Origin of the sequence: Paenibacillus sp. SAFN-054 (assembly GCF_051966755.1) — a bacterium.
Lineage (GTDB): Bacteria > Bacillota > Bacilli > Paenibacillales > Paenibacillaceae > Paenibacillus_AQ.
Genome location: NZ_JBQCKS010000004.1, coordinates 22,968 through 45,541, shown reverse-complemented (window position 1 = coordinate 45,541; position 22,574 = coordinate 22,968). Strand labels below are relative to the sequence as shown.

Here is a 22,574-nt window from a genome sequence, read left to right as displayed (position 1 = left end):
TATTAGGGAAAATTGACCTTTCGAGGAGTGAGCAGCTTGAAATCCAAAAAGACCTCTCAGCTGCTGCAGCAGCTGGTTTTCGTCGGGCCATCCGCCCTGGTTTTCATCGTTATCGTCATCCTCCCGTTTTTACTGGGAGTCTATTATTCCTTCACGAATTGGAACGGCGTGTCCCGGCATGCGGGATGGGTGGGCCTGCGCAATTACGTTCATATTTTCAGCTCCGATCCGCAGTTCCTGCAATCCTTTTGGTTCACGGTGAAATTTACCGTGCTGGGCGTCGTGCTGACGAATATTCTCGGCTTCACGCTTGCATATCTGCTGACGCGGCCCATATTTACCCGCAATGCGCTGCGTACCGTGTTTTTCGTACCGCATGTCATTGGCGGACTGCTGCTCGGCTTCATTTGGCAGTTCATTTTCGTGAAAGGGTTTGCAGCCTTGGGACAGGCAACAGGCTTCTCTTTCTTTAATCTTCCTTGGCTGGGGACCGAATCTACCGCCTTTTGGGCTGTTGTGATTGTGTTCGTCTGGCAGAATGCCGGTTACCTGATGGTGATTTACATATCCTCGCTGAACAACGTGCCGAAGAATCTCATTGAGGCCGCCCAGATCGACGGGGCATCCAAAGGGCAGGTGCTCCGCAAAGTCATGGTGCCGCTCGTTATGCCTGCCGTGACGGTATGCTTATTCCTTGCGATATCCTGGTCCTTCAAGCTGTTTGACCTGAACCTGTCGCTCACCAAAGGCGGCCCGTTCAAAGCGACGGAATCGGTCGCGCTGAACATTTACAATGAAGCCTTCAATATCAGCCGCTTCGGCATGGGCTCGGCAAAGGCGATCATTTTCTTCATCATCGTGGCCATCATCTCGATGATCCAGGTGCGCGCCACGAAGAGCAGGGAGGTGGAGATTTAATGGAAACGACAAGACGCCGCGGCAAGTGGCTTGCCGCTGAAGCAGTCATGATCATCATCGCGCTCATCTTTCTGGTTCCGTTTTATTTTCTGCTCGTGAATTCGGTCAAGTCCTTCGGCGACATCCTGACGAATGCGGCCGGCTGGCCGAAGAGCTTCCTGTGGGGGAACTATGCGGAGGCATGGAAGCTGACTGCATTTCCGAAGGTGTTCTGGAATTCGCTCGTGGTCGCCGTCGTCAGCAACGTGCTGCTTGCCCTCATCAGCTCCATGGCCGCGTACCGGATGGTGCGCCGGAATACGCTGTTTAACCGGCTGCTGTTCGGCGCTTTCGTCGCCGCGATGGTGATTCCGTTCCAATCCATCATGATCCCGCTCGTGAAGGTCGTCAGTACGATCGGGCTGATGGATTCGCGGACCGGGCTGATCATTTGTTATCTCGGTTTCGGGGCTCCGCTGTCGGTATTCCTGTTCCACGGATTCGTCAAAACGGTTCCGAGGGAGATTGAGGAGGCAGGACGGGTGGACGGCTGCTCGACCTACGGCATTTTCTTCAAAATCGTGCTGCCCTTGATGCAGCCGATGGTCGTAACGGTCATTATTTTGAATGCGCTGTGGATCTGGAACGATTATTTGATGCCTTACCTGATTTTGCAGAATCCCGACCTGCAGACGATTCCGATCGCGACCTATTCCTTCTTCGGGCAGTTCACGAAGCAGTGGGACTTGGCGCTTCCCGCCCTCGTGCTGGGCATTACGCCAATCGTCATCTTCTTTTTATTGATGCAAAAATACATTATCGAAGGCATCTCCCAAGGCTCGGTTAAAGGGTGATTTCTCATCCGTGATCCAGCCAGCCATACATGACCTGATCGAACACAAACCCAAAAACAAATCATAACCCGGACGAATCCGGGATGCGTGCAAAGGAGGAGACGCGCCATGAAAAAAGCCAAGCAATCCGGCTACGGCGCCGCCTGGGCCCGCGTGAGTGCCATAGTGGCGCTGATTGCCCTTTTGGCGGGCTGCGGCAGCGGAAACGGCGGCGGTACGAAAACCGTTCATATTTTCCAGTTCAAGGTGGAGATTGCGGATGCATTGGAGAAGCTGAGGGCGGAATACGAAAAGACCCACCCGGGCGTGAAGCTCGACATTCAGACGGTGGGCGGGGGCAGCGATTACGGTGCATCGCTCCGGGCCAAATTCGCGGCTTCGGAGGAGCCCGACATCTTCAACATCGGCGGCTATAATGAGCTCGGCATGTGGCAGGAATATCTGGAGGATCTCTCCGGCGAGCCTTGGGTGAAGGACGTGAAAGATATTGCCAAAGAGCCGATGACCAAGGACGGCAAGCTGTATGGGCAGCCGATGAACCTGGAGGGCTACGGCTTTATTTATAACAAGGACCTGTTCAAAAAGGCGGGCATTACGGAGCGCCCGGTCACGCTGAGCGAGCTGGAAGCGGCGGCGGAGAAGCTGAAGGCAGCGGGCATTACGCCGTTCGCGAACGGCTACCAGGAGAATTTCGTGCTCGGCAACCACAACATCAACCTCGCGTTTGCCGGACAAAAGGACCCGGGGGCCTTCATCAAGGGGTTGAATGAACATAGCGTGGAATTCGCTTCGGACAAAGTCGTTTCCGAATGGTCCAATCTGCTTGATCTGACGCTCAAATACGGTAACCCGAACCCGCTGACAACCGATTACAACACGCAGGTCACGATGTTTGCGAGCGGCGATGCAGCCATGATGCAGCAAGGCAACTGGACGCAGGTGCAGATCGACGGGATCAATCCGAAGCTGAACCTTGGCATTTTGCCGATGCCGATTAACGATGATCCTGCGCTCGGGGACAAGCTGTACGTTGGCGTTCCGAATAACTGGGTAGTGAACAAAAACTCCCCGGTAAAAGAAGAAGCCAAGGAGTTTTTGGATTGGATGGTGACCTCTGATATCGGCAAAAGCTATATCACCGGCAAATTCAAGTTTATCCCGGCTTTTAAGAGCATCAAAGGCACGGATGAAGAGCTGGGGCAGCTTGGAATGGAGGTACAAAAATATACGGATGCCGGCAAAACGCTGACCTGGAACTGGTTCCGTTTCCCGAACGGCATGTCGCCCGAGTTCGCGGCAGCGATCCAGGCCTACATTGGCGGCAAAGTCGACAAGAAAGGGATGTTCGAGCAGTTCCAGCAAAACTGGGACAACTTGAGTGTCAGATAACGATAAGCTCTGACGACCCCGGGCTCTCATTCAGAACCAAATCCGTTAGCGGGAAGACCGCTCCTTCCGGTATTCATTGGGGGTGCGGCCTTCCTGTTTTTTGAATACTTTGCTGAAATACTTTTCATCCTGGTACCCGACCATTTCGGCGACCTGCGAGATGCGAAGCTGGGGATTAAGCAGGAGCAGCTTCGCTTTTTCGATGCGCACGCCTGCCAGGAAATCCGATATGTTGACGCCGAATTCCTGCTTGAAGCGGCGGGAGATATACTCCCGGCTGAGAAAGAAGCGCGCAGCCATATCCTGCAGCGAGATGTCCTCGGCGTAATGATGCTCAAGATAACGGGCAATGTCGTGAATAATATGGTTTTCCCGGGAGTGCTGCTGCGTCAGAATCCGGCTTGCCGCCGTCAGCCTGCCTTCATACTGGCTTTTCCACAGCGGATAGGAGATTTTGCCCTGCGGATCCATCGGAAGCGAGCGGGGCAGCTCCAGCAGCGCATCCTTGTCCGGTCCGGGATTTGAGGAATCGGAGCTTCTGTCCATCCACTGCTTCAGCATCCAGTCCCACTCGGCGTTCCACTGCATAAGCTCTTCCGGCGTAACGTTTCCGAGCTTCCGGACCTCATCCATCCAGCTGTCGACGGCACTGCCGATCTGCTCCATGCTGCCGCTGAGCGCCGCCATGCGGAAGCGTTCCTCATACGTGGCCAGCCGCAGCGGCTTCTGCGGCTTCGGGGTGCCGACGTGAAGCCAGCCCGTCAGCTCGCCTGCATTCCGCTGCCATAACGCCTCATGCGCCTGCTGATACGAGCCGGACACCCCCGCAGGGAAAGGCTGGCGCGGGCCTGCGCCTATGTGAATCTGGCGGTGCAGCGTCAGGTCGATCCCGCTTCGGATTTCCTCAAGCGTCGCCTGCAAAGGCATCGTCTCATCCCAGATCAGCAGCACAATTTCTTCGGGGTTGCCGAGATGGTGAAAGGCGATGCCTTTTTGTCCCGACAGCAGTACTTCATTGCAAATGTTGGTGAGCGTGAAATACAGCAGCTGACGCATGTGCTGGAACTTGTCCAGCAGGTCCGGGTCGAGCTGGGCGGTGCTGATGACAGCGGCGCAGCAGCTGCCGATGGCATCGGGCAGGCTGAATTCTTCCCTCAGCTGACGGGCAAGCTCCTCCTTGCCGCCATGGCTGCTGATCAGGTCGGTCAGCAGCTTGTCGGCGTAATGCGGCTTCATCCGGTTCAGCTCCATATTCTTGCGTGTGCTGAGGGAATCCTGGAGCGTTTCCAGACGGATGGCCTCTACGGCCTTGCCCAGTGCCTCATTCAGCGCATCCGGGTCTACGGGCTTCAGGATATAATCCAGCCCGCCGCTCCGGATGGCATGCCGCACCAGATCGAAATCGTCGTATCCGCTGATGACGATCGTCTTTACGGCAGGCCGGTTGCTTTTGACCCACTCCAGCAGCTTGGTTCCGTCCATGCGCGGCATGCGCATATCGGTCAGCACGATCTGTGGCGATTCCTCGAGGATGAGCTCTACGGCAGATTGCCCGTCGCTGGCCTCAAGGATCGTCGTAATGCCGTGTCCCTCCCAATCCGCCAGCAGTTTGATGGCTTCCCTTACATGCTTTTCATCGTCCGCAATCAATACTTTTGTCATTCGTCATTCTCCTCTGTATGCTTCGCTTCGGTGTGAATTTCAACGGTAATTCGAACGCCCTGCGGTTTGATGTTGTCGATATGAAGCGCGGATTCATGCTCCGTATACAGCCTTAGGCGCATCAGCACATTATGCAGCCCGATGCCGTCCTCATCCGTCCATTCGGCTTGAACCCCGCCGCTTTGCTTACGTTCCAGCTGCCATTTCAGCTCTTTCAGCACCTCGGGCGGAATGGATTCCCCATTGTTCTCGATCACGATCTGGAGCACGCCATGCGGCTTCATGCGGCTTGCGATCTCCAGCCGGCCCTGCTCGGAGCGGGTATGGAGCCCATGCTTAAAATAATTCTCGACGAGCGGCTGCAGAATCATTTTCGGCATCGGAACATGGAGCGTGTCTGGCTCAAGCTGTATGCTGAATTCAAGCTGATCGCTGAACCGCTCCTTCTGCAGATCGAGGTAGAGCCTCACGTGCTCAGCCTCTTCTTTCAGTGTCACCCTCGCATCGTTATTGTTCATGCTGTACCGCATGATCTTGGCGAGCGAAGAGAGCAGGGCATAAATCCGCGGCACGTTATTTTGCAGCGCCAGCGTTCCGATCGATTGCAGTGTATTGTACAGAAAATGCGGGTTGATCTGCGCCTGCAGCGCCTTCAACTGGTTGGTCTTGTTGGCCAGCTCCAGGCGGTATTCCCGCAAAATCAGGTTGTTGATCGTATCCATCATCTGCCGGAACCGCGCGAACATGATGCCCGTTTCGTCGCGGCTGTTCCAGTCGATATCGACGTTCAGCTGTCCGGACTGGATCCGGTTCATATAGCTCGTCAGACGCTTGATCGGCTCGGTAATGCGCACGGAGATGAACAGCGTTCCGAACACGATGATGAGCAGGGCGATCACGGCGATGGCCGTATTGATCTGGGTCAGCTGCGTCGCACGTCCGTACAGGGTGGCGTTCGGAATCCGTTTAATGATCGTCCAATCCGCATAGGGGGTTTGCATTTTCTCGAATACATGCATCGCACCGCCGTTTTCGAAGGAGCCGCTGCTCTGATGTTGGCGAATCTGCTCCAGAACGGCCTTGTCCGTCAGTGGCTCGCCGATTTGCTCGTCCCTGCCGGAATAGATGATGATGCCATTCTGGTCGACGACAAGGAGCTGCTCCTGGTCTTTATTAAACAGCTGTTCGGAGATGGCGGCAACCGCATCCAGCCTGACGTCGATCGCCATCACGCCGAGTACTTTCTCCGAAGGGATGTTGGTGATCGTCCGGTGGAACGTGAACACCTCGCGCTTGGAATAAGAGGTAGGCGAGGGGGGGAAACCATAATCATGGCTTTCATGTGTCGGCTCCACGGATGTCGTGTATTTGTCGTAAGGCTTCGTGCTCACATACGGCGCGGAACGGTACTCCCTCTTCGGAAAGGTCGCAGGCGTCACAAGCGTGGACTGGCCCGACTGGCTCGCATGCAGGTAGATCCGCTCAATTCCGTTCACCGTGTTCTGAATGTTCTGCAGCAGCGTATACACCTCGGCGACGGCCCGGTAGTCATCGGGTATTTTGCGCAGGTTCCTCAGAAAATTGGTGTCCGTATAGACCACGAGCGAGGCTTTGTTAATGTTGTCGAGATAGTTGTTTAAATTCGTCTTTCCTTGAAAAATCAGATGCTTGTTCTCTTCGAGTGCCTGCTCCTTAATCGTTTCCTTTGTATGGATGTACGTAATGCTGATGGAGAGCAGCAGCGGAATCGTCGTGGCCAGCAGCATGAACTGGATCAGCCGCGAACGGATGCTGCGGAACTTCATCGGTTTGTCGCCTTCATGAACATAATTACCCTTTTTCGGCATATCAATATTTTCCCCCTAACGGTTCACGATCCTCCGTGTTTTTCGATATCGGTTTCCCGCATACTGAAGCTACGAACAGTATCGAAACTTTCGAAAAGGGGAGATCGGGATGAAAAGCAAAAAATCATCCGGGCTGCTCCAGCAGCTGGTATTTGTGGGTCCATCCACAATCTTTTTTGCCATAATTATTGTGATTCCGTTCCTGCTGGGCCTCTATTATTCCTTTACCAACTGGAATGGGGTATCCGGCCAGGTAACCTGGGTCGGCATCGACAATTTCAAACAAATATTAACGAAAGATCCCGATTTTGGGAAGGCTTTTTGGTTTACGGTAAGATTTACGGTGGTTGGCATTATTTTAACCAATCTCCTCGGATTTTTCCTTGCCTATTTCTTGACCAAGCCGCTCAAGAGCCGGAACGTGCTGCGCACGGTGTTCTTCATGCCGAACGTCATCGGCGGACTGCTGCTCGGATTTATCTGGCAGTTCATTTTCATCAAAGGCTTCTCGGCGCTCGGGGACGCAACCGGCTGGCATTTCTTCAACCTGCCTTGGCTCGGTGACGCGACGACCGGATTCTGGGGCATCATCATCGTCTTCGTCTGGCAGACGGCCGGATATCTGATGGTCATCTATATTTCGTCGATCAACAACATTCCGAAGGACATCATCGAAGCGGCCGAAATCGACGGCGCGAGCAAAATGCAGATCCTGAAATCGGTCATCGTACCGCTCGTCATGCCTGCTGTGACGGTCTGCCTGTTCCTTGCCATTTCCTGGTCCTTCAAAATGTTCGACCTGAACCTGTCCCTGACCAAAGGCGGACCGTTCCGTTCGACGGAATCGGTGGCGCTGAACATTTACAACGAGGCCTTCCAGAACAACCGTTACGGACTGGGCACCGCCAAGGCGATCGTGTTCTTCGTGGTTGTCGCTATCATTACAAGTCTGCAGGTTAAACTAACGAAAAGCAAGGAGGTCGAATCCTGATGGAAGTATCGAAAAAGTACCGCTTCGGCACGCTGGCAACCGAGATCATCATGGTGCTGCTGGCGCTCGTCTTCCTGATTCCGTTCTACTTCCTGTTCGTGAACTCCGTCAAAACGTTCAGCGATCTGCTGAGCAATTCGGCCAGCTGGCCGAAAAGCTTCGAATGGCATAACTATGCAAGAGCCTGGGATATTACGAACTTCCCGAAAGCATTCGGGAACTCGCTGATCGTCACGGTCATCTCGAACATCCTGCTCGCTTTGTTCAGCGCGATGTCCGCATACCGTATGGTGCGCCACAACAGCCGCTTTAACAAGTTTCTGTTTGCAGTCTTCGTGGCCGCGATGGTTATTCCGTTCCAGTCGATCATGATTCCGCTCGTGAAGGTCATGAGCAGCCTGAACCTGATGAACAGCATTCCGGGACTCATCGTCGCCTACCTCGGCTTCGGCGTTCCGCTCAGCGTGTTCCTGTTCCATGGCTTCGTGAAGAGCATTCCGCTTGAGATCGAAGAAGCGGCACGCGTGGACGGCACCAGCATTTACGGCACCTTCTTCCGCATCGTGCTGCCGCTGATGAAACCGATGTTCGTGACCGTTATCATTCTGAACACGCTGTGGATCTGGAATGACTACCTGCTTCCGTCCCTGGTGCTGCAAAGCGCGGACCTGCGGACGATCCCAATCGCGACCTTCGCGTTCTTCGGACAGTTCACGAAGCAGTGGGACCTGGCGCTGCCGGCTCTGGTGCTTGGCATTCTGCCGGTTATCATTTTCTTCCTCGCAATGCAAAAATATATCGTAGAAGGCATTACGCAGGGCGCCGTCAAAGGCTGATTCCATCTGAAACAGGGACGGCAGACCGACAGGTCAATCCCGTCTCCCTGTTTCGTCAATATCGTAAGTGCTCCCGGCGCAAGCGCCTCTTTATAATGAAAGAGTAAGCGATTACAGATTTGGTTGTCCAAACGAATGACCTTAATATTTAATGATGTGAAAGAGAAAAAGGGAGGATTCATTCATGAAAAAACGTTCCAAAATTACGCTGGCTTCCATGCTCGCACTTTCCGTTGTGCTTGCCGGCTGCGGCTCCAAAACAGACAAAGATACAGACAGTGCAAGCGGAGACAGCGGTAAAGGCGGCACCAAAACGATTCACATTTTCCAATTCAAAGTAGAGATCGCCGAAGCCCTCAACAAGCTGAAAGCCGATTACGAGTCCAGCCATCCCGGCGTGAAGCTCGACATTCAAACGGTTGGAGGCGGCTCGGACTACGGCGCGGCCCTGAAAGCGAAATTCGCGTCCGGCGAAGAGCCAGACATTTTCAACGTCGGCGGATATACCGATCTGAACACCTGGGCAGATAAAGTCGAAGACCTTTCGGGCGAAAAATGGGTAAGCGACATGGTTGACGTATCCAAGGATCAAATCTCGAAAGACGGTAAAGTCTATGGTATGCCGATGAACCTTGAAGGCTACGGATTCGTGTACAACAAGGATCTCTTCAAAAAAGCGGGCATCACCGAGGTTCCGAAGACGCTGACCGAGCTCGATGCAGCCGCCAAAAAGCTGCAGGACGCCGGCATTACGCCATTCGTGAACGGCTATCAGGAAGGATGGATTCTGGGACAGCACACGCTGAACGTGCCATTCGCGCATCAAGAAGATCCAAGTGCCTACATCGAGGGTCTGAATCAAGGGACGACCAAATTCGCAGGCAACAAGCAAATGGATGAATTCATGAAGCTGTTCGACCTGACGCTGAAATACGGCCAGAAAAACCCGCTGACGACCGACTACAATACCGAAATGACGATGTTCGCAAAAGGTGAGGCGGCAATGACGCAGCAAGGGAACTGGACGCAGGTTCAAATCGACGGCATCACACCGAACATGAACATTGGCATCCTGCCAATGCCGATCAATGACAACGCGGAAGAGAACGATAAGCTGCTTGTCGGCGTGCCGAACAACTGGGTCGTGAACAAGAACTCCAAAGTGAAGGACGATGCGAAGGAATTCCTGAACTGGCTCGTGACTTCCGATCAAGGTAAAAATTATATTACGAAAGAATTTAAGTTCATCCCTGCATTCAAGAGCATCAATGCAACGGAACAGGATCTGGGAGCGCTTGGCGCTGAGGTGCTGAAGTACAGCAAAGAGGACAAGCTTCTGAGCTGGCAGTTCGCGAGATTCCCTGAAGGCGCATGGAATGAATTCGGCTCCAGCATGCAGAGCTACATCGCAGGCAAATCCGATAAAGACCAGCTCCTTGCAGATTTCCAAAAAACATGGGATAACCTGAAGAAATAATCTGTTGTTACGAGTACGCATAGAATTGAAAAAGAGGCTCCCTTTGAACTTAACAAAGGGGCCTCTTTCGATCATAAAGGGGGAAATGGCATCATGGAAGGCAGCGAAGCAATCCGGCCGGACAAGCATGAAGCGGCGGCAGCATCGGAGGCATGGAAGGGGCTAGGCGCATATATCGGGACAGAGCGTCGCGGGGACATATGGATATGCCGTACGGAGCGGGGAGGGGCGGCGCTCCTGTTTGCTGCTCCGGGGATTTTCAGAATCCGGTTCTTTGTCGGCAGCGATGCAGACCTGTCGCAGACGGTTGCGATTGACCCGGCATTCCGGCTGAAGTCCGAGAGTGGAATACGAATGGAGGAAACCAAAGGCTCACTGGTTTTCCGTTCCTCTATTATGGAGGTGGAGCTTGAGAAGCATACGTTCATGATCACGGTGCGCGATTTGAACGGCTGCGTCGTATCCCGCCAGACCAGCATTTCCTTCGATCCGCGGGGAGGTGCCCGTGCGGTCTATGAGATGCCGGCGGACTCCCATTTCTATGGACTCGGCGAAAAGTCCAGCTTCCTGGATAAACGGGGTGAACGGTACACGAATTGGAATACGGACGTGTACGCGCCGCATATGCCGGAAATCGAGGCGCTGTATCAATCCATTCCTTTTCTGATTCATATGAGCGGAGGCAAAAGCTATGGCCTGTTTCTGGATAATCCCGGACTGACGGAGGTGGACATGCGGTCCCAAGGGACCTCCTATACGATGAGCTGCAAAACCGGTGCGTACGACCTGTATTTTATCGCTGGTCCAAGCATGAAGGATGTGGTCATGCGCTATACCGCCTTGACGGGACATATTCAGCTGCCTCCGAAATGGGCTCTGGGCTACCATCAATCGCGCTACAGCTACATGGATCAGCAGGAAGTGCTGCAGCTTGCCCGGACCTTCCGCGAGAAGGGCATTCCGTGCGACGTCATCTATCTGGACATCCACTATATGGACGAATACCGGGTATTTACGTTCGATCCCGTCCGGTTTCCCGATCCGGAGGCCATGCTGAAGGAACTGCGGGAGCTCGGAATCCGCATCGTGCCGATCGTCGACCCCGGAGTCAAGAAGGACCCGAATTACCGCGTGTACCGCGAAGGCGTACAGCAGGAGCATTTCTGCAAGAAGCTGGAGGGAGACATCTACTTTGGCGAAGTATGGCCCGGCACGAGCGCGTTTCCGGACTTTACCGATGATCGCACCTCCACATGGTGGGGCGACCAGCATGCCTTCTATACGAAGCTTGGCATCGAGGGGATCTGGAACGACATGAACGAGCCTGCCGTCTTCAATGAAAGCAAGACAATGGATCTGGACGTCATCCACCGCAATAACGGCGACATGAAGACGCATGAGGAGCTTCATAATGCGTACGGCCTGCTCATGTCCAAGGCGACGGTGGAAGGGATGGAGCGGCATATGGATAACCGCCGTCCCTTCGTGCTGACCCGGGCGGGATATGCCGGGATTCAGCGATATGCCGCCGTATGGACGGGAGACAACCGCAGCTTCTGGGAGCATATGGCGCTGGCCATGCCGATGGTGCTGAATATGGGCCTGTCGGGGCTGTCTTTCTCCGGGCCGGATATCGGCGGCTTTGCCCATCATACCTCCGGGGAGCTGCTGGTGCGCTGGACGCAGATGGGCGTCTTTTTCCCGTACTGCCGCAATCACTCCTCCATCGATACGATCCGCCAGGAGCCATGGTCGTTCGGCCCCGCGACGGAGGGCATACTTCGGGATTATATCGGCCTTCGCTACCGCTGGATGCCGCATTTGTACAATCTGTTCCATGAGGCGGCATCGACCGGGCTGCCGGTGATTCGCCCGCTTGTGCTTGAATATCCCGAGGACACCAAGGTCGCAAACCTATGCGACCAGTTCCTGCTCGGGGATTCGGTGCTTGTGGCACCCGTTTACCGGCCCGATACGGATCATAGAGCAGTATATCTTCCGGCAGGCGAATGGATCGATTATTGGACGGGCGAAACCCATGAGGGAGGACGCCATATCCTGGCGGAAAGCCCGATCGATATCATGCCGATGTACATGAAGGCCGGATCCATCCTGCCCGAGGGGCCGCTGATGCAGCATGCCGGTGAGGAAATTGATGAAGACACGCTGACGTTCCATATATACGGCGCCGAAGCCCGCGAGGGGTTTGCTTCCGCTTACCGTCTCTATGAGGATGACGGAATTAGCTTCGATTATCGCGATCAGTCGTTCTCCAGCCTCAAGGTTAGCTTAGATGGACACGAGAACGCGCTGGAGCTGTCCTATGCTTACGAAAGCAGGAACTATGAGGCCAGCCGCAAGCTGCTGATGTTCAAGCTTCACCGCCTCCGCGTTACCGTGAGTGGCGTGCGGGGACTGAATGCCGTGTCAGAGGAACAGCTCCTGAAGGATGCGGAAGGCTGGTATCAGGATCCACAAAGCGGCGACATGATTATTCAGACGGAGGATCGTTCAGCCGGTGCGAGCTGGATGATCACAGCCTGCGAATAGCCTGCCGCTTAAGCACAGCTCAGAAGAATGCCCGCATCACCGGATCGCCGGGACTGCGGGCGTTTTGCTGTTCGCATCCTTCAGACACTTGAAACGGGGAGCTGCCTGGGCGGAAAAATAGCGGCATGCCGGCGAATACTGTCCTTTCAGGATACGGTCCGATGTGCCGGATGATGACGTCGGCTGTCTAATATTTAACATATTTTATATAAAAAAGACGATTCTGGTTTTTAAATTGGATGGTTTTCGTATAAGATGAAAGTATATGTGTAATTACGGAAACGACAGGAGACAACCATGAATCAACCGCTTTATGGCGTATGGCTAGGTGATGTGTTTTTTTGTTTTTCGGGGGAAATGTCCGAACCGCGGGTGGATGCGTGGAGTAAGGTCGTCAGATCGCTGGTGATGGCTGACGGCTCGAAGCCATTCGCGCAAGCGGCGCTACGTCTGGCGGAGCTTCGTTATCCTTCGCCTTCTGCGGGCCAGCGTCCGGCGCGGCGCGGCGAGCGGCGGCAGCTCATGGGCAGAACCCTGGAGGGGCTTGCACTGACGCCTGCCGACGCTTTCTCGATGCTGATCGCCTGCGATGAGCAGGCCTGCGCAAGCCTCGGCATACAGCCGGGGGCGGAGATGGGATATTGGACCAAAGCGGCGCGCTTTGCACTTGAGCTGATCCAGCGCGGCCAGATTGCCCCGGGCACGTCTGCCGTGTCGGCGGGAGGTACCCGGCGGCGTGCCGGCGTACTGGCGCTGACGGGCACCTGGAAGCCGAAGCTGAGAGAGCCGCAGGATATCGAGCGTTTCCGGCTGCTGGCATCTGCCATGCCGCCGATAGCGCTTGGCGTGCCTGCGCTGCTGGGCACCGAGCCGCTGACCAGGCAGGAGGCGGGCGCGGCCGTGCTGCATTCCTTCCTGAGCGCGATGATCCATTCGCATGTGCAGACCATCGTGCGGCTGCATGAGGGCAAGCTGTCGCGCCATCAGGCGGATTACCGCCGGGGCTCATCGCCGCTGACGGAGCTGTGGTGGAACAGCCTGCTGACCGCGAGCCGGACGATTGCCGTGCAGGGAACCGCGGAGGAAATCGTTGCTCTCGGCGAGGAAGTGGCATCCGTCGGAGCAACGGAGATACCCGCAAGCCCTGAGAACGAAGAGCGTTCGCGCATGGGACAGCTTAAGCTGGGTCTGCGCCTTGCTCCGAACCATACCGAGGAGCAGGAGGGCTGGCGCGTCACTTTTTGGGCGGAGTTTCAGGATGAGTTTGGCGCCTGGCTGCCGATCGCCGCGATCTGGGGATACCGGGAGCGCGATATTCACCGCCGCGGCAAAACCTATACGAACGTGCAGGAGCAAATGTTGAGCCTGCTGGGGGAAGCGGCTGCGCTATCACCCGAAATTGCGGAGGCGCTTTGCGTCCCCGCCCCGCAAAGCCTGGAGCTGAATTCGGCCGAGATGGTCGCTTTCGTGAGAAACTCGGTTCCGCGGCTGAACAAAGCCGGCATGACGGTCCAGATGCCTTCCCGGTGGAGCCGGAAGGGGCGCCGGAAGGTTGGCTTGTCCCTGAAAATGCAAACCGATGACAGTAAGCCGGGCCTGCCGGTGATCGGGATGGAACAGCTGGTATCGTTCCATGTGGAGGCGGCGCTCGAAGGAATGACGCTGACGCGTGAGGAGCTGGCAGAGCTGGCGGAATCCACGCTGCCGTACGTGCAATTCCGCGGCGAATGGATCGAGCTGGACCTGAAGGAAATCCGCCAGGTGCTGCGTTACCTGAAACGTCATGAGCAAGGCGAGATGGATCTGTCCGAATGGCTGCACTTATCGGCGGAAGAAGGCGCAGAGCGGCTGTGGAAGGGCATTCCGGTGCTGGGGCTCGAGACGGCCGGATATCTCCAGTCTTTATTGGGAGAAGAGGGGCCGCGGAAGGTTCCGGTACGATCGGTGCCTGCTTCGCTGCATGGCGTGCTTCGTCCCTATCAGGAACGAGGCTACCAATGGCTGTCCGCGATGAGGGATATGGGCTTCGGCGTATGCCTTGCCGATGACATGGGTCTCGGCAAGACGATCCAGGTGATCACCTGCCTGCTGGAGCAGCACCGCAAAGATCAAAGTCCTGTGTTGATCGTGTGTCCGACTTCGCTATTAGGCAACTGGCAGCGCGAGCTGCAGCGGTTTGGACCCGATCTGAATTTATATATTCACCACGGTAACAGACGCCAGCATGGCGAAGACTTTCTGAAGGAAGCCGCAAGGCATGATATCGTCTTGACCACCTACCATCTGGCGGGACGGGATGGACCGGATTTGGCGGCCATGGCCTGGACCTCCGTGGTGCTGGATGAGGCGCAGTATATTAAGAACCATCGTACCAAGCAGGCCCAAAGCGTCATGAAGCTGTCCGCACCCCACCGCATCGCGATGACGGGAACGCCGGTCGAGAACCGCCTCGGGGAGCTGTGGTCGATTTTCCACTTTTTGAATCCGGGTTATCTCGGCACCGCGGCGTCGTTCAGGCAGCGTTATACAGCAAGCGACGCCGGGAGCGGCAAGCTGCAGGAGCTTCACAAGCTCGTGGCCCCGTTCATGCTGCGGCGTTTGAAGAGCGACCCGGACATCCGCAAGGATCTGCCGGAGAAGCTGGAGATCAAATCCTACTGCACGCTCACGCCCGTTCAGGGGGCGATGTATCAGTCCGTCGTCGAGCAGGTTATGGAGCAAATCGGCAAAGAGACCGGCATTGCCCGGAAAGGGCTGGTGTTGTCTTCGCTTACCAAGCTGAAGCAGATTTGCGATTCTCCGCAGCTGCTCGGCAGGGAAGAGGCCAAGGGCTCCAAGGCCGAGTCTTCAGGCAAAATGGAACGTCTCTACGATTTGCTCGACAATATTAATGAGTCGGGGGAATCCGCGCTTATTTTCACCCAATATGTTGCGATGGGGCATATTATCGTATCGAGGCTTGAGCAGCGGTACGGGGTCAAGCCATCCTTTTTGCACGGCGGCGTGTCCAAGCAGGAACGGGATCAGATGGTGGGAGCTTTTCAAGAGGGAGAAGGCTCGCGTTTCTTCGTCCTTTCCCTCAAAGCCGGCGGTGTCGGCCTGAACCTGACACGGGCGAACCACGTGCTGCACTATGACCGCTGGTGGAATCCGGCGGTAGAGAACCAGGCCACGGACCGTGTGTTCCGGATCGGACAGAGCAAGAACGTGCAGGTGCACAAATTGATCTGCCAAGGTACGCTGGAGGAAAGAATCGACGAGCTGATCGAACACAAAAAAGCGCTGTCCGAGCAGGTCGTCGGCTCCGGCGAAACCTGGCTTACCGAAATGTCGGATCATGAGCTCCGGGAGCTGATCACGCTTCAGGGAGAGGACTGGATGTAACTGCAGGGCTTTAAAGACAGCAGACCGGGAGGGGTACGGATGACAAAGAATAAAGAAGCATTCGAGCTGAGTATTGTACCCGGCTGGATTCATGCGATGGAAGCCGGAAACGGGAAAAGCGGCGGCCCAGCCGGCGATGCGGACCCGGGCTGGAAGGTGGATATTCCAAGCAACCAGCTCTCTGTAGATGAAAGGACGGCCATCCTGGAGCGGCTCAGCGATCATCCCATGGAGCTGTATGCCCTGCTGAACCATCGCAAGCCGTCATGGTTTGATGAGGATATTGCATCGAAATGCGTCCCCGCGCCTGCCAAGGCGGTATGCGGCTGCGGTGAGCAGGGATGCCGCCATGTGGATGCCGTGATGGAGAGGGTGGAGCACAAGCTTCAAGCCGAGCCGCTGCTTGCGCTTGCGCTGGCGGGAATCACCCGAGAGTCGCTGCTGGACGCCGTTTTTGGCCAGTGGGCGGCAGCGGTTCCTCCAGTAGCCGAATCTCCGGACGGGGAGGCGCTGAGCAAGCTGGAGGAGAAGGGCAAGTCCGGCCCCTCATCCGGGGAATGGCTGGCAGAAGCAGCGGAACAGGGCAAGCTGCATGAACCCGGTGCTGCATACCGGGACGTAGCCGTTCATCTGGACTCTGCGGGGAACGAAGGCCCGGAGGTGGACGACTGGAAGGAACTGCTGCCCAGAGTGAAGGCCGTACAGCAGGTCATTCAGCAAATTACGGCCGAAGCGGCTGAAAAAGCGCGGGAAAGTCTGCGTGGCAAATGAATCCGGGGTTTTACCGGCGAAGAGCGTCGAAGATCTGTTTCTCAGGTTTTCGACGTTTTTTGCCGCCCTGGATGGAATCAAGTACAATGGACATAGGACAGAAAAGGGATAGTAAGGAGAATCGATATGAGCAAGCAAGCTTGGAAAAAAGGTTTATTCGCATGCCTCCTGTTGACGGCGATCGTGATTCCGGCCGCCGTACTGAGCGGCTGTGATCAGACCGGTGGCTCAGGACAAGAGCAGGGACAAGCTCTGCAGGGAGCAGGCGGCAGCGAGAAGGAAGGACAGGTTCCGGCCGATCCCGTAATGGCCAAACGCAGCGAGAGCGCGCTTCAGGCCACCATCAAAGAAGTGGACGGCAAGAAGATCGTGACGAATCCGGAGTCCATGACGGTTATCGTGAACAAGCAGCGCAGCTTTCCGGATGGGTATGAGCCCGGGGATCTGGTCGAGCCGAACGTTCCGTTTTCCTTTGACGGGCCGCATGAAAAGCGCCACATGCGCAAAGAAGCAGCGGAGGCGCTTGAAAAGCTGTTTGCCGGGGCGGAGCAAGACGGCATAGAGCTGCGGGCCGTGTCCGGTTATCGATCCTATAATCGCCAGAAGTCCATCTACGACAACAGCGTGCGGACCAAAGGCGAAGAGTATACTTCGCGCGTGGTTGCCGTGCCGGGCATGAGCGAGCATCAGACAGGCCTGACGATCGACGTTTCCAGTCCGAGCGTGAACAATGGGCTGGAGGAGAATTTCGGGGACTCTACGGAAGGCAAGTGGCTAGCAGAGCATGCGGCCGATTATGGTTTTGTGATTCGTTATCTTAAGGACCGCGAAGATATTACAGGCTATGTCTACGAGCCGTGGCATATCCGCTATATCGGAACAGACCTGGCTCAGGATGTGTATAAGAGCGGCATGACGCTTGAGGAGTATTTCGACGAAGCCAACATCAAGCTGTAAATCGCAGCTTTGTTTCACCCGAAGATGGATGGTTGAACATTCGAATTTTTCCCGCGAAAAGCAAAGGACGGACAGGCATGCATGCCTGCTCCGTCCTTTTTTGAAGATATCAGAACGTTGAAGTCTTATTTACATAAACGAGATGCTCTAGTCCTCATGAATATGTTCCAATTCATCCGCGACGTATTCTCCGGACTGGGCCAGAATCTCCTCGCGCAGGCGCAGCATCTGATGATCCAGCTTGTCGGCGGCCTCGGAGGCTTCCTTAAGTTCCCCGACGACGTGGCTCGGAACCTTCTTGTCGTATTTATAGTAGATAATATGCTCCATGCTGGCCCAGAAATCCATGGCAAGGGTGCGCATTTGAATTTCAACCTTCATCCAGCGCGTGCCCTCGAACAGAATCAGCGGTACCGCCACGATGACGTGCAGGCTTTGATAGCCGTTCGGCTTAGGGTTCGCGATGTAGTCTCTGACTTCAATGACGCGGATGTCGTCGCGGTGCGAAAAATGATCGAGAAGCCGATAAATGTCCTGCACAAAGGCACAGACAATACGCATTCCCGCAATATCATGAATGTGGGTCAGAATGTTGTCGAGCGTAAAATCAAAGCCTTTGCGTTCCAGCTTATGGATGATGCTTTTGGGTTCCTTGATCCGGACCTTGATATGTTCAATCGGACTGTAACCATCCTGAAGTTTCAGCTCCGTCTTGATGAGTTTAACTTTATTCTGGAGCTCTTCCAGGGCAAGCTGATAAAGCATCGGAAGCTTTTTCCACTCATTGAACTGATTCAGCAAATTGTTCTCGATATCGAGCTTCTGCAAATCCTTTAACGTGACAGAACCTGTAACAAGCTGATGATTCGATTCTTCTTTCAATGGTTGTTCTCCTATATCTGCTTTTATTTTGGAAAAAAAACGATCTGCAAGCGACCGGCTCCATTGCTCCGGTGGCAACTTTATTGTACCTGAAAAGAAGGAGATTAGGCAAAACCTTACATAAAAAATAGGATACAAAAAAAGCCCCGGCCGCATCTTTAAAGCTCCGCCTGGGAGTCTTGTGTGCTTGCAGGGGCTTGCGTTGTCTTCGATTCAGGTCCGGGCATCCGCGGTTATTTGTTCAAAGGGGAACCGTCGTAACCTTCATCGTGATAGTCCGTTTGATGCAGCTTCGGAAGAATGTTCATCTGTTCAATCAGCTGCCTTGTTTTTTCGTCTCCAATCTCGTACAGATAGGCGTAAAGACCGATCAGCTTCTCGTCGAACTCTTCGGTGGCATCGTCATGATCCGCGGATTTGTACGGGACAAAGGCTCTTTTAAAGGTATATTCATCGTCTTTGATCAGTGCGTCCATCTGATCCTTGAGCGTCGCGACCTGCTCGTCCGTCAGCATCATTTCAAATTCGGCGGAATCGTTGGGCACATCCTGAATCACGTTATGCGTTACAGAAATATAATAGCGTCTCTTATTGTTTTCCATAAGAAAGATCCCTCCCTCATCTATGCCGGTGTATCGCTCTTCGCAGATGCTTCCTAAATCGCAAAGGGGAACGTTTATGGCATAAACGGCTTTACTTTTTTTTACACGAACCCGTCTTTTTTGAATCAGCTGGTGCGGGTTTGATCCCATAAGCTTCCAGCAAAAAACGGGAGGGAGCAGCCGGCTTGCCGTGGTAGTAAGCAGGCGAGCTGATGTACAGGCGCTCTTTGGCCCGCGTTACCGCCACATATGCCAATCGGCGCTCTTCTTCGAGCGCAGCCTCGTTGATGCTGCGGTCGGAAACGGATGGAGACGCTGCCTTCATTTCTTCCGGCGGCTTTTCTTTCAAGGCCGTCTTATGCGGAAGGATGCCCTCGCTTGCACCGATCCAATATACGTAAGGAAATTCGAGCCCTTTGGCCCGGTGGATCGTCATCAGCTGCACGGCATCCCCGTCTTGCCGGTCTTTGAGAAGTTCCATCTGGGCATGCCGCAGAGACAGCTCATCCGCATAGGTGACAAACTCCTCGACCGTGTCGAAGCGGGAAGCGGCGCTTTCCAGCTCTTCCAATGAATCGAGGACCATTTCCTTGTACTGCGTGTAGACGAGCGGATCGCCTGCCTGAATGTACTTGTCGTAGAACAGCCGGCGCATTTCCTGGAGGGCATAGGCGGGCTTCATCGTTTGAAGCGATTTGATCAGCTTGATCCGCTCCTTCACTGCCTCCTGCTGGAAAGGCTGCAGTCTTTCCCAGCGCGTGAGGTGAATCAGCGGGTATTTCTTGCGGACCTGCTTTTCCTGGGCCGAGATATAAGCGATGCCTTCCTCCCTCGGCACGTACAGCGCGCCGAGGACGCCCGGGAGGGCTTCCATTCGGCGGGGATTCAAGCTCAGCCGCAGATGGTCCATCAAGGGCTTGATCAAGGTCTGGTCGTAGAACACCGAAGCAGAGCCGTACTGCACGAACGGGATGCCGCGCAAGAGCAGCTGCTCCAGCACGGCGCGGCTGCTGCCCGAGGTACGATGCAGAATCGCGATATCCTTGTAGGAAGCGTTGTGCATGTTGACCTGCTGAATGATATGGCTGACCACCCACGCGGCTTCCTCCTCCGGGTGTGACGGCTGCGCATAATGCGGCATGTGCCCTTCAGGACCGGCAGCCTTCAAGGCCTTCTCGCGCCGAAAGCGGTTATGGCGGACAATGGCGCTGCCCAGTCCGAGGATGCGGCTGTCGCTGCGGTAATTAATATCCAGCGTGACGATCCTGCTTTCCGGATAGAGCTTATCGAACTCCAGTATGGACTCCTGGCGCGCGCCGTTAAACGTGTATATCGTCTGGTCGTCATCGCCGACGACGGAGAGGTTCCGGTGGGCCGCCGCCAGATACTGCACCAGCTCGTATTGCACGGTATTCGTATCCTGAAACTCGTCCACCATCAGCCAGGTATAGCGGTTCTGCAGGCGCTTCAGGAAGAGGCGGTCCTCCATCCGGCGGCGCAGCTGCAGCAGGATATCGTCAAAATCCCATAGACGGCGCTCCTGCTTCCAGGCCTCGTACGCTTCAAGAATGCGTTTGACCGAGGCCTCTTCGGCGGTTTTGCCCGGAAGCTCATCGACGCCGCGGCCCTGCATTTTCCACGCGGATAATGCCGCCAACAGCGTTTCTGGCTGATAGGTTTGCGATGGATCGAGCCTGCGCAAAACCATTTTCATGATGGTGTGCTGCGCATTTGATTCCCCCATGATCTGTTCCTTGTAGCCGTCTCTGCGAAGCAGCATAAGCGCGAAGGAATGGAAGGTCCTCGCTTCTACTGACTGGGCTGCTGCGGGACTGACACCCGGCATCCGGCCGATCCGCTCCTTGATTTCCCGGGCAGCCTTGCTCGTAAAGGTGACAAGCAGAATGTTCGAGGCCGGAACGCGGCGGACGGTGATCAGGTATGCGGTTCGTGCTGCCAGCACGGTCGTTTTGCCGCAGCCGGCGCCGGCAAGAATCAGCATGGGGCCTTCACCGTGGCGGACCGCCTTGATCTGCGGCGCGTTCAGCAGGATGCCGTGGCGTTCGAGCTCCCGAAAGAAAAAGGCGTCCGAAGCCTGATCCTTCACCAGCTCCCGGCTGGTGAGGGCAGGAGCGTGAGCTGCCTTCGGAGGCTTGGAAGTAACCGGTACAAGTGCAGGTATGCTGGTGAGGGTCAGCGGTATAGGATTCATGGCTGCATCCTCCTTTGAAGTCTGTAAATGAGCGAAGGGATTGTTTTTTTCACAAGTGCCCTATAAATTTGGTATGATATAACCACCCAAAAACGCATGCAGTCCATTATACCCCGAGATGATGTCAATCGAGAAGGCTGCAGCGGAAGGTTGGGCACATTTCACAGTGAAGGCGCGGGCGTGGTATCTTTGTAACAGGAGGATTTCATTCCTCGCAAGGGAGCAATACTTTCAACGATAAAAACAATCTGGATCCATTTCGGTATATATCTATATACCTGAATTGATTCTTACATGGGATGATCTTGGAACAAATGGAGGAGAAAATCGATGAATATCTTGCAACGAATCAAAGATGGGGCAAACCGTGCGACAGAGAAGGCGCAAGGTGCTGTCGAGATCGGCAAGCTGAATGGGCAGATCGACGAGGTAGAGAAGGAAATGGAGCTTCATTTCATGGAAATGGGGCGGGCGTTCTATGAGGGATACAAAGCGGAGGATCTGACCCGGGCGGAGCGGGAAATGATCAAGCACTCGAAGGCATGCGACAGCCTGCAGGAGGAAATTGATGACATTCGCCAGCGCATCGCCGAACTGAAGAACGAGAAGCTTTGCAAGTGCGGACGTACGGTGGAGCTGGATGCGAACTTTTGCCCGGCCTGCGGCCGCAACCTGAAAGAGGAACCGAAGCCGGACAAACGCAGCGAGTCTCGCGCAGCCGCAGCGGCTGCCGTTTTTGAGAGCGAAGACTACGGCGAAACCAAGATTTATAAGGAGCCCGCTCCCCGAGGGGACGACTTTGAAGATTATGACGATGTCCGCGCCTACGACCGTGAGGAAGCCGGGGCTTCCGCCGAGCGGGATTATGAGTATGATTATGCGCCGGACAAGAGCTGGGACGAGCCTGAAGAAGATGAGGTCTACACGGATGAACGCGAACTGCGTCAGGCCGAAGAGCTGGAACGGGAGCGCGAGCGCCAGCTGGAGCTGGACCGCCGGATCCGTTATTGGAAAGAGAACAATGACGGAGCCGCCGAAAAACCTGCAGTGGAGACGCCGCGGGATACGGTGAAATGCCAAATCTGCCGTGCAGATCTGCCTAAGGGGTCCAAATGGTGTCCGCGCTGCGGGGCCGAGCAGATTTAAGCATAAAGTGTGAGCTGATAATACGTTATACGAAGGCGGAGCAGGCGGAACATTCAGAAGGATCGAAGCGTTCGGCTGAATGCTTTCCGAGGAAACCGATCTAAATCATAAAGCATA

16 protein-coding genes are annotated in these 22,574 nt (G+C 55.1%); 11 read left to right on the top strand and 5 right to left on the bottom strand.

Annotated features, from left to right (window positions below):
- Positions 1-36 precede the first annotated feature (36 nt).
- From ACTHPM_RS18800 to ACTHPM_RS18790, 3 genes are all read left to right on the top strand, one after another.
- Positions 37-918, top strand: a complete 882-nt coding sequence (locus tag ACTHPM_RS18800; protein ID WP_440397249.1) for a carbohydrate ABC transporter permease — start codon at positions 37-39, stop codon at positions 916-918.
- Positions 918-1,751 carry a carbohydrate ABC transporter permease gene (locus tag ACTHPM_RS18795; RefSeq protein ID WP_440397250.1) on the top strand — a complete coding sequence of 278 codons (834 nt, stop codon included), beginning with the start codon at positions 918-920 and terminating at the stop codon, positions 1,749-1,751. The genes ACTHPM_RS18800 and ACTHPM_RS18795 overlap by 1 nt, the downstream gene beginning before the upstream one ends.
- A gap of 108 nt (positions 1,752-1,859) precedes the next feature.
- Complete coding sequence (locus tag ACTHPM_RS18790) at positions 1,860-3,140, top strand: ABC transporter substrate-binding protein (protein WP_440397251.1); 1,281 nt, start codon at positions 1,860-1,862, stop codon at positions 3,138-3,140.
- 45 nt (positions 3,141-3,185) lie between these two features.
- On the opposite strand, the gene ACTHPM_RS18785 is transcribed toward ACTHPM_RS18790, so the two are convergent.
- Together ACTHPM_RS18785 and ACTHPM_RS18780 are read right to left on the bottom strand one after the other, a co-directional pair.
- Positions 3,186-4,802: a response regulator transcription factor gene (locus tag ACTHPM_RS18785; RefSeq protein WP_440397252.1), complete on the bottom strand. Its 1,617-nt coding sequence runs from the start codon at positions 4,800-4,802 to the stop codon at positions 3,186-3,188.
- On the bottom strand, positions 4,799-6,607 hold the full coding sequence (locus ACTHPM_RS18780; RefSeq protein ID WP_440397301.1) for a cache domain-containing sensor histidine kinase: 1,809 nt from the start codon (positions 6,605-6,607) through the stop codon (positions 4,799-4,801). The genes ACTHPM_RS18785 and ACTHPM_RS18780 overlap by 4 nt, the downstream gene beginning before the upstream one ends.
- A 151-nt stretch (positions 6,608-6,758) precedes the next feature.
- Between ACTHPM_RS18780 and ACTHPM_RS18775 the strand changes: the two genes are divergently transcribed.
- From ACTHPM_RS18775 to ACTHPM_RS18745, 7 genes are all read left to right on the top strand, one after another.
- Complete coding sequence (locus ACTHPM_RS18775; protein ID WP_440397253.1) at positions 6,759-7,640, top strand: carbohydrate ABC transporter permease; 882 nt, start codon at positions 6,759-6,761, stop codon at positions 7,638-7,640.
- Positions 7,640-8,476, top strand: a complete 837-nt coding sequence (locus ACTHPM_RS18770) for a carbohydrate ABC transporter permease (RefSeq protein WP_440397254.1) — start codon at positions 7,640-7,642, stop codon at positions 8,474-8,476. The genes ACTHPM_RS18775 and ACTHPM_RS18770 overlap by 1 nt, the downstream gene beginning before the upstream one ends.
- A gap of 184 nt (positions 8,477-8,660) precedes the next feature.
- Positions 8,661-9,953: an ABC transporter substrate-binding protein gene (locus ACTHPM_RS18765; protein WP_440397255.1), complete on the top strand. Its 1,293-nt coding sequence runs from the start codon at positions 8,661-8,663 to the stop codon at positions 9,951-9,953.
- Positions 9,954-10,046: 93 nt separating this feature from the next.
- A complete protein-coding gene (locus ACTHPM_RS18760) occupies positions 10,047-12,503 on the top strand; it encodes a glycoside hydrolase family 31 protein (protein ID WP_440397256.1) in 2,457 nt (818 codons plus the stop codon).
- Between the two features lie 297 nt (positions 12,504-12,800).
- Positions 12,801-15,887 carry a DEAD/DEAH box helicase gene (locus tag ACTHPM_RS18755; RefSeq protein WP_440397257.1) on the top strand — a complete coding sequence of 1,029 codons (3,087 nt, stop codon included), beginning with the start codon at positions 12,801-12,803 and terminating at the stop codon, positions 15,885-15,887.
- 39 nt (positions 15,888-15,926) lie between these two features.
- Entirely contained in the window at positions 15,927-16,658 is a 732-nt protein-coding gene (locus ACTHPM_RS18750) for a hypothetical protein (RefSeq protein WP_440397258.1), read from the top strand.
- Between the two features lie 108 nt (positions 16,659-16,766).
- The gene (locus ACTHPM_RS18745) at positions 16,767-17,615 is read left to right on the top strand and encodes a M15 family metallopeptidase (protein ID WP_440397302.1); all 849 of its coding nucleotides are present in this window, start codon (positions 16,767-16,769) and stop codon (positions 17,613-17,615) included.
- 147 nt (positions 17,616-17,762) lie between these two features.
- Here the strand turns inward: ACTHPM_RS18745 and ACTHPM_RS18740 are convergent, their stop codons facing one another.
- The 3 genes from ACTHPM_RS18740 to ACTHPM_RS18730 all read right to left on the bottom strand — a co-directional run bounded on the left by ACTHPM_RS18740 (position 17,763) and on the right by ACTHPM_RS18730 (position 21,311).
- The gene (locus ACTHPM_RS18740) at positions 17,763-18,380 is read right to left on the bottom strand and encodes a GTP pyrophosphokinase (protein WP_440397303.1); all 618 of its coding nucleotides are present in this window, start codon (positions 18,378-18,380) and stop codon (positions 17,763-17,765) included.
- A gap of 350 nt (positions 18,381-18,730) precedes the next feature.
- A complete protein-coding gene (locus ACTHPM_RS18735; protein WP_440397259.1) occupies positions 18,731-19,099 on the bottom strand; it encodes a hypothetical protein in 369 nt (122 codons plus the stop codon).
- Positions 19,100-19,190: 91 nt separating this feature from the next.
- Complete coding sequence (locus ACTHPM_RS18730; RefSeq protein WP_440397260.1) at positions 19,191-21,311, bottom strand: ATP-dependent helicase; 2,121 nt, start codon at positions 21,309-21,311, stop codon at positions 19,191-19,193.
- 330 nt (positions 21,312-21,641) lie between these two features.
- Between ACTHPM_RS18730 and ACTHPM_RS18725 the strand changes: the two genes are divergently transcribed.
- A complete protein-coding gene (locus ACTHPM_RS18725) occupies positions 21,642-22,457 on the top strand; it encodes a zinc ribbon domain-containing protein (protein ID WP_440397261.1) in 816 nt (271 codons plus the stop codon).
- The last annotated feature ends 117 nt before the right edge of the window (positions 22,458-22,574 follow it).

Excerpts from the sequence above, each read along its gene's own strand:
- ACTHPM_RS18740 (WP_440397303.1), bottom strand. The coding sequence starts at position 18,380 with ATGCTTTATCAGCTTGCCCTGGAAGAGCTCCAGAATAAAGTTAAACTC.
- ACTHPM_RS18780 (WP_440397301.1), bottom strand. The coding sequence starts at position 6,607 with ATGAAGTTCCGCAGCATCCGTTCGCGGCTGATCCAGTTCATGCTGCTG.
- ACTHPM_RS18785 (WP_440397252.1), bottom strand. The coding sequence starts at position 4,802 with ATGACAAAAGTATTGATTGCGGACGATGAAAAGCATGTAAGGGAAGCC.
- ACTHPM_RS18725 (WP_440397261.1), top strand. The coding sequence starts at position 21,642 with ATGAATATCTTGCAACGAATCAAAGATGGGGCAAACCGTGCGACAGAG.
- ACTHPM_RS18735 (WP_440397259.1), bottom strand. The coding sequence starts at position 19,099 with ATGGAAAACAATAAGAGACGCTATTATATTTCTGTAACGCATAACGTG.
- ACTHPM_RS18795 (WP_440397250.1), top strand. The coding sequence starts at position 918 with ATGGAAACGACAAGACGCCGCGGCAAGTGGCTTGCCGCTGAAGCAGTC.
- ACTHPM_RS18775 (WP_440397253.1), top strand. The coding sequence starts at position 6,759 with ATGAAAAGCAAAAAATCATCCGGGCTGCTCCAGCAGCTGGTATTTGTG.
- ACTHPM_RS18760 (WP_440397256.1), top strand. The coding sequence starts at position 10,047 with ATGGAAGGCAGCGAAGCAATCCGGCCGGACAAGCATGAAGCGGCGGCA.
- ACTHPM_RS18755 (WP_440397257.1), top strand. The coding sequence starts at position 12,801 with ATGAATCAACCGCTTTATGGCGTATGGCTAGGTGATGTGTTTTTTTGT.
- ACTHPM_RS18750 (WP_440397258.1), top strand. The coding sequence starts at position 15,927 with ATGACAAAGAATAAAGAAGCATTCGAGCTGAGTATTGTACCCGGCTGG.
- ACTHPM_RS18765 (WP_440397255.1), top strand. The coding sequence starts at position 8,661 with ATGAAAAAACGTTCCAAAATTACGCTGGCTTCCATGCTCGCACTTTCC.
- ACTHPM_RS18730 (WP_440397260.1), bottom strand. The coding sequence starts at position 21,311 with ATGAATCCTATACCGCTGACCCTCACCAGCATACCTGCACTTGTACCG.
- ACTHPM_RS18790 (WP_440397251.1), top strand. The coding sequence starts at position 1,860 with ATGAAAAAAGCCAAGCAATCCGGCTACGGCGCCGCCTGGGCCCGCGTG.
- ACTHPM_RS18770 (WP_440397254.1), top strand. The coding sequence starts at position 7,640 with ATGGAAGTATCGAAAAAGTACCGCTTCGGCACGCTGGCAACCGAGATC.